The 6,128-nt window shown below is 66.3% G+C and carries 6 protein-coding genes; 2 read left to right on the top strand and 4 right to left on the bottom strand.

What is annotated here, in order from left to right; genetic code table 11:
- Nucleotides 1-68: 68 nt before the first annotated feature.
- Nucleotides 69-1,892 (bottom strand): extracellular solute-binding protein, encoded by a 1,824-nt coding sequence (locus AB7U46_RS17310; protein WP_428338233.1) that lies wholly within the window; start codon nt 1,890-1,892, stop codon nt 69-71.
- 288 nt (nt 1,893-2,180) lie between these two features.
- Between AB7U46_RS17310 and AB7U46_RS17305 the strand changes: the two genes are divergently transcribed.
- On the top strand, nt 2,181-2,954 hold the full coding sequence (locus AB7U46_RS17305) for a 3-hydroxybutyrate dehydrogenase (protein ID WP_428338232.1): 774 nt from the start codon (nt 2,181-2,183) through the stop codon (nt 2,952-2,954).
- A gap of 163 nt (nt 2,955-3,117) precedes the next feature.
- Entirely contained in the window at nt 3,118-4,167 is a 1,050-nt protein-coding gene (locus AB7U46_RS17300) for a patatin-like phospholipase family protein (RefSeq protein WP_428338231.1), read from the top strand.
- Here the strand turns inward: AB7U46_RS17300 and AB7U46_RS17295 are convergent.
- The 3 genes from AB7U46_RS17295 to AB7U46_RS17285 all read right to left on the bottom strand — a co-directional run.
- Nucleotides 4,128-4,859 (bottom strand): DUF502 domain-containing protein, encoded by a 732-nt coding sequence (locus AB7U46_RS17295; protein WP_428338230.1) that lies wholly within the window; start codon nt 4,857-4,859, stop codon nt 4,128-4,130. The genes AB7U46_RS17300 and AB7U46_RS17295 overlap by 40 nt on opposite strands.
- 74 nt (nt 4,860-4,933) lie before the next feature.
- Nucleotides 4,934-5,851 (bottom strand): pseudouridine-5'-phosphate glycosidase, encoded by a 918-nt coding sequence (locus AB7U46_RS17290; RefSeq protein ID WP_428338229.1) that lies wholly within the window; start codon nt 5,849-5,851, stop codon nt 4,934-4,936.
- The coding region (locus tag AB7U46_RS17285; RefSeq protein WP_428338228.1) for a PfkB family carbohydrate kinase at nt 5,848-6,128 on the bottom strand (281 nt) is incomplete at its 5' end. The genes AB7U46_RS17290 and AB7U46_RS17285, both read right to left, overlap by 4 nt.

Below are 6,128 nucleotides of genomic sequence, written 5' to 3'. Positions count from 1 at the left end.
GCCCACGCCCGCGACCGTGTTGCACCCGGCCAGGGCCAGACCGAGAGCGGCGATCAGGATCAGTTTTTTCATTTCTCTGCCTCATACCACCAGACATCGGGCGGAAAGCCCGGCCAAACCCCGTATAGCGGAAGGCTTTCGGGGAAGTGAAGATCCCGATCATAGGCGATGCGGGTGACTTTGGAATACCAGAAGGGGATCACATATCGGCCAGCGGTCAGCACCCGGTCGAGCGCGCGCACCGCGGCGGTGAAATCCTCGGGCGTGCGCGCGTCGAGCATGGCACCGATCATCGCCTCGGCCGCGGGCGAGCGCATCCCCATCAGATTGCGCGAGCCGGGCTCGTCCACGCCCTTCGCGCCCCAGTAGAGATATTGCTCGTTCCCGGGGCTGAGCGTGGTCGCGACCCACATATAGGTCATGTCGAAATCGTAGTTGGTCTTGCGGATCTGGTATTGCGCATCGTCGACGGTCGAGACGGTCGGGAAGATGCCGATCCGGCGCAGCTCCTCGACATAGATGTCGACGATCGACTGGGTTTCCGCGGTGCCCTGTTGCAGCACGATGTCGAATTTGAAGGGCGCGCCGCCGGCGTCGCGCAGCACGCCATCGTCGGCGACATGCCAGCCGGCTTCGGCCAGAAGTTTCAGCGCGGCGCGGCTGTTCTTGCGGTTGAGCTCGCTGCCGTCGGAGCTTGGCAGCGCATAGCCCTCGAGCGTGCCGGGCGGCAGATCGGCGGCGAAGGGGGCGAGCAGCGCCGCCACCTTGCCCGTCGCCGGCCCGGGCTGCATCGCAAGCGGGGTGTTCGCGAAATAGGAGGTGATGCGCGGCTCGGTCCCGCCGTTCAGCGTCTTCGAGATGAATTCGAAGTTGAAGACGAGGGTCATCGCCTCGCGCACGCGCCAGTCGGCAAAGAGCGGTTTGCGCGTGTTCATCACCAGCCCCATGATCCCCGAGGGGCGGTGATGCGGGATCTCGGCGAGGATCACGCGGCCGTCGCGCACCGCGGGGAAGTCGTAATCCGTCTTCCATTTCGCGGCGTTGCTTTCGAGATAGCTGTCGGTCTCGCCGCCCTTGAAGGCCTCGAAGGTGACACCGCCATCGCCGAAATAATCCCAGCGCATCTCGTCGAAATTGTTGCGCCCGGCATTCACCGGCAGATCCTTGCCCCAGTAATCGGGGTTGCGTCTGAGGGTGATGAAGCGCCCGGTTTCCACCTTGTCGATCACATAGGGGCCGGAGCCGATGGGCGCCATCTGCATCTCGGAGGCGAAATCCTTGCCCGCCCATTGCGCCTTTTCCAGCACCGGGCGCATGCCCATGATCAGCGGCAATTCGCGGTCGGCGGTGTTGAAGCTGATGCGCAGGCTGCGCGGCCCGGTCTGCTCGATCTTCGCGACCTTGCCCCAGCTCACGCGGTAGCGCGGATGCCCCTCGGTGCCGAGTGTCTCGAAGGACCAGATCACGTCCTCGACGGTGACCGGGGCGCCGTCGGAAAACTTCGCCTCCGGGCGCAGGGTGAATTCGACCCAGGTGCGGTCGGGGTCGGTCTCGACGCTTTCGGCGAGGAGCCCGTAAAGCGTGAAGGGCTCGTCGATCGAGCGGAACATCAGCGGTTCGGCGACATAGGCGGCGATGCCCTGCGCCGGGCGGCCGTTCAGAATCCAGGGGTTGAGCGAATCGAAACTGCCCGATTCGCCGAAACGGATGCGCCCGCCCTTCGGCGCCGCCGGGTCGGCATAGGGCAGGTGGGTGAAGCCCGCGGGCAGGGCGGGCAGACCATACATGGCGATTCCGGGCGCGGGCTCCGCAGCGACGGCGGCACCAAGGAAAACAGGGGCGAGCGCTATCACCGCGGCCCTCAAAGCCTGGAAAAACACCGGTCGCGCCATCGCAACAATCCTTCGTTTGCCTGTATTTTCAGGCCGCAAGCTAGCCGCGCGCCGGGGGATTGGCAAACTTTTCACTTGGATACTGCGCAGGAGGGGCTTATAACAATCTCACTGCTCGATAGGTTTCTTGCCTGTATGAAACCTGCCTCATGACTTGACGCCCGCCTTGCGCGGGCGTCTTTTTCTTTGGCACTTCGCGAAAATCGCCTCACGGCATCGTGCAAGAGCGGAATGGAACTTTGGCGCGTCTCGGGTAATCTCCCTGCACAACGGCAGAAGGAGAGTGCCATGAGCCTCAAGGGAAAAACCGCAATCATCACCGGGTCCAATTCGGGCATCGGGCTTGGCGTGGCGCGTGAACTGGCGAAGGCCGGGGCCGATGTCGTGCTGAACTCCTTCACCGACCGCGACGAGGATCACAAGCTGGCCGAGGAGATCGGCCGCGAGTTCGGCGTCACCGCGCGCTACATCAAGGCGGATCTGTCGAGCGGCGAGGAGGCGCGCGCGCTGATCACCAAATCCGGCAAATGCGATATCCTGGTGAACAACGCCGGCATCCAGCATGTCGAGCCGATCGAGACCTTCCCGCCCGCGACTTGGGACCGGATCATCGCGATCAACCTTTCCTCCGCCTTCCACACCACCGCCGCCGCACTGCCGATCATGCGCGCCGCTGGCTGGGGCCGGATCGTCAATATCGCCTCGGCGCATGGGCTGACCGCCTCGCCCTTCAAATCGGCCTATGTCGCGGCGAAGCATGGCGTCGTCGGCTTCACCAAGGTCACCGCGCTCGAGACCGCGCAGGAGAAGATCACCGCGAATGCGATCTGCCCGGGCTATGTGCTGACCCCGCTGGTCGAGGCGCAGATCCCGGACCAGATGAAGGCTCACAACATGAGCCGCGAGGACGTCATCAAGAATGTCATGCTCGACCGTCAGCCCTCGAAGGAATTCGCGACCGTCGAGGAGATCGGCGGCACCGCGGTGTTTCTGTGTTCGGATTACGCGGCGCAGATCACCGGCACGACGATCTCGGTCGACGGCGGCTGGACCGCGCTCTGAGCGGAACCGGGGAGGGGGGCGCTGCCCCCCTTTCCCTTCGGGAAATCCCCCCGAGGTATTTCGGGCAAGATGAAGACCGGAGCTTTCCCTTCATCTTGCCGCAAATACCTCGGGGGTGCGGGGGCGGCGCCCCCGCGCGGTCACCGGAAAGGCAGGCGCGGGCATGGAAACGAAACGCATCAACCTCGCGCTGCAGGGCGGGGGCGCGCATGGCGCCTTCACCTGGGGCGTGCTGCACCGGCTGCTCGAGGAGGAGTGGATCGAGATCGCGGCGATCTCGGGCACTTCGGCCGGCGCGCTCAATGGCGCGGCGCTGAAGGCGGGGCTTGTGCGCGGCGGCGCGAAACACGGCCGGCGCGCGGCGCAGGAAGATCTCGAATGGCTCTGGTCGCAGGTCTCCGAAGTGGTCGACATGCGCGTCGAGCGCTGGGTCTCGGCGCTGTTTCCCGAGCCGCAGATCCTCAACCGCTGGATCGAGATGTTCAGCCCCGCCACGCTGATGGATCAATGGGCGCGGATGATCTCGCCCTACGATCTCGGACCGCTTTACCGCAACCCGCTCGAACATGTCGTCGCGCGGTTCGAGTTCGAGCATGTTTGTTCGAAGAAAGGGCCGGAGTTCTTCGTCTCCGCCACCAATGTGCGCAGCGGCAAGATCCGCGTCTTTTCCGACGGCGAGATCTCGACCGAGGTGCTGCTCGCCTCCGCCTGCCTGCCGAACCTGTTCCAGGCGGTGGAGATCTTCGACAAGCAGACGGGACGGGTCGAAGCCTTCTGGGACGGCGGTTTCACCGGCAATCCGGCGCTCTTCCCGCTTTACGAGACGCGCTTTCCGCGCGACATCGTGATCGTCAACATCAATCCGCTCGAACGCGACGGGGTGCCGCGCACGCCCGGCGAGATCGAGGACCGGATCAACGAGATCTCGTTCAATTCCTCGCTCCTGCGCGAGCTGCGCGCGATCAGCTTCGTGCATCGTCTGCTCGAGGCGAACCGGGTGCCCGAGGGCGAGATGAAGGATGTTCTGATCCACATGGTCGCCGATGATGCGGTGATGCTCGATCTTGGCGCGGCGACGAAGGTCGCGCCCGGGATCGGCATGCTCAAGCGGCTCAAGGCGGCGGGCGAGGCGGCGGCGGATCGCTTCCTTACCGCCCATGCCGATGATCTGGGTCAGCGGTCCTCGGTCGATCTGGCCGCGCTTTTCAACTGATCCTTCGGCGCTTTCGCGGGTTTCGGGCTTGGATAGACGAGGCCCGCGGAGATGATCAGCTTCGCCGCATCCTCGACCGACATCTCGAGATAGGTGATCTGGCTTTCCGGCACGAAGAGCAAAAAGCCCGAGGTCGGGTTCGGCGTCGTCGGCAGGAAGACGGAGATCAGCGGATCCTCGTCCGGTGCCTGCGCGGCGATCTCGCCCTTCGCCTTCGACGAGACGAAGGCGACGGCCTTCAGCCCGGCGCGCGGGTACTCGATGAGGCAGGCGCGGTCGAATTTCGTCTCGCCCTGGGAAAACACCGTCTCGGCGATCTGCTTGAGCCCGTTGTAGACCGAACGCACCACCGGCATGCGGTCGACCAGCCCCTCGCCGAAGCGCAGCACCGAGCGGCCGATGATGTTCTTCGCCAGCCAGCCGACGATCACCGTGAAGACGAGGAAGAAGATCACGCCAAAGCCGCGGATGTTCACGCCGATATAGCGCTCGGGCTGGAATTCCTGCGGCACGAAGGGCAGCACCCAGCCGTCGACCCAGCCCGCGACCGTCCACATCAGGTAAAGCGTGAGCCCGATCGGCGCGATCACAACGAGCCCGGTGAGGAAAGAGCCGCGCAGCCGCGCGAGAAAGCCGCGCCGGCGCGCGGGATGCGGGGCCGCGGCTTGCGGATCGTTGGGCTCTGGCGTCATGGCACTCCCCGGCGCGCGACCGGAACAACCCGGCCCCGTTTACCTAGGCGTGCCCTCGCGCCGCGGCAATGGCGTCAATGCTGCGCCGCCGAGATTTCCGCGGCGATGGCGCTTGCAAGCCGCGCATTGCTCAGAACGAGGGCGATATTCGCGGCGAGCGAGCGCCCTTCGGTCAGCGCGTAGATCTTCGCCAGCAGGAAGGGGGTGACCTCCTTCGCCGCGACATGCTGCGCGGCGGCTTCGGCGAGCGCGGCCTCGATCGCGGGGACGATCTCGGCGCGCGGGATCTCGGCCTCGGGCGGGATCGGGTTGGCGACGAGCTGGCCGCCCGAAAGGCCAAGCCGCGCGCGCATCAGATGGGCCGCGGCGATCTCGCCGGGGGTGTCGGCGCGCAGCGGCGCGGGCAGGCCCGAGCTGCGCGACCAGAAGGCGGGGAATTCGTCCTGGCCATAGGCGAAGACGGGAACGCCATTGGTTTCCAGAACTTCCAGGGTTTTCGGAAGATCGAGAATGGCCTTCGCGCCGGCCGCGACCACGGTCACCGGGGTGAGGCCGAGTTCGGCCAGATCGGCGGAGATGTCGAACGTGTCCTCGGCGCCGCGATGCACGCCGCCGATGCCGCCGGTGGCGAAGACGGCGATGCCCGCAAGCGCGGCGCAGATCATCGTCGCGGCGACGGTGGTGGCGCCGACCGCCCCCTTCGCGAGGCAGACGGCCAGATCGGCGCGGCTCACCTTCATCGCGTTTTCGCTTTGCGCGAGGGTTTCGAGTTCGGCCGCGGTCAGGCCGATGTGGATCTTGCCGCCCATCACTGCGATCGTCGCGGGGGTGGCGCCATGGGCGCGGACCTCGGCCTCGACCGCGCGGGCGGTCTCGAGGTTTTGCGGATAGGGCATGCCATGGGTGATGATCGTCGATTCGAGCGCGACGACGGGGCGGCCCGCGTCGAGCGCGGTTCGGACTTCGGGGGCGAAGGTGAGGGGGGCGATCATCGGACCATGTCTCCGGAAACGTAGCGCGCGGCGGCGGCGAGCGCGCGGGTGAGGGCTTCGGCGCGATCGGCGCCGGCGCGTTCGGCCACGAGATGCGCGGCCATGAAAGTGTCGCCCGCGCCGGTGACGCGGGTGACGAGAACGGGGGGCGGGGCGGCGGTGAGCACCTCGGCGCCGGCGGCGCCATCGGCCGCGGCGCGCCCGCCGTCGGTCACCAGAACATGGTTCGCGCCGCGTGCGACGAGCGCCGCGGCCGCCGCTTCGGCGGAGGCGAATT

Source organism: Paenirhodobacter sp. (assembly GCF_050177655.1).
GTDB lineage: Bacteria > Pseudomonadota > Alphaproteobacteria > Rhodobacterales > Rhodobacteraceae > Rhodobacter.
This window is presented reverse-complemented; position numbering and strand designations above follow the sequence as displayed.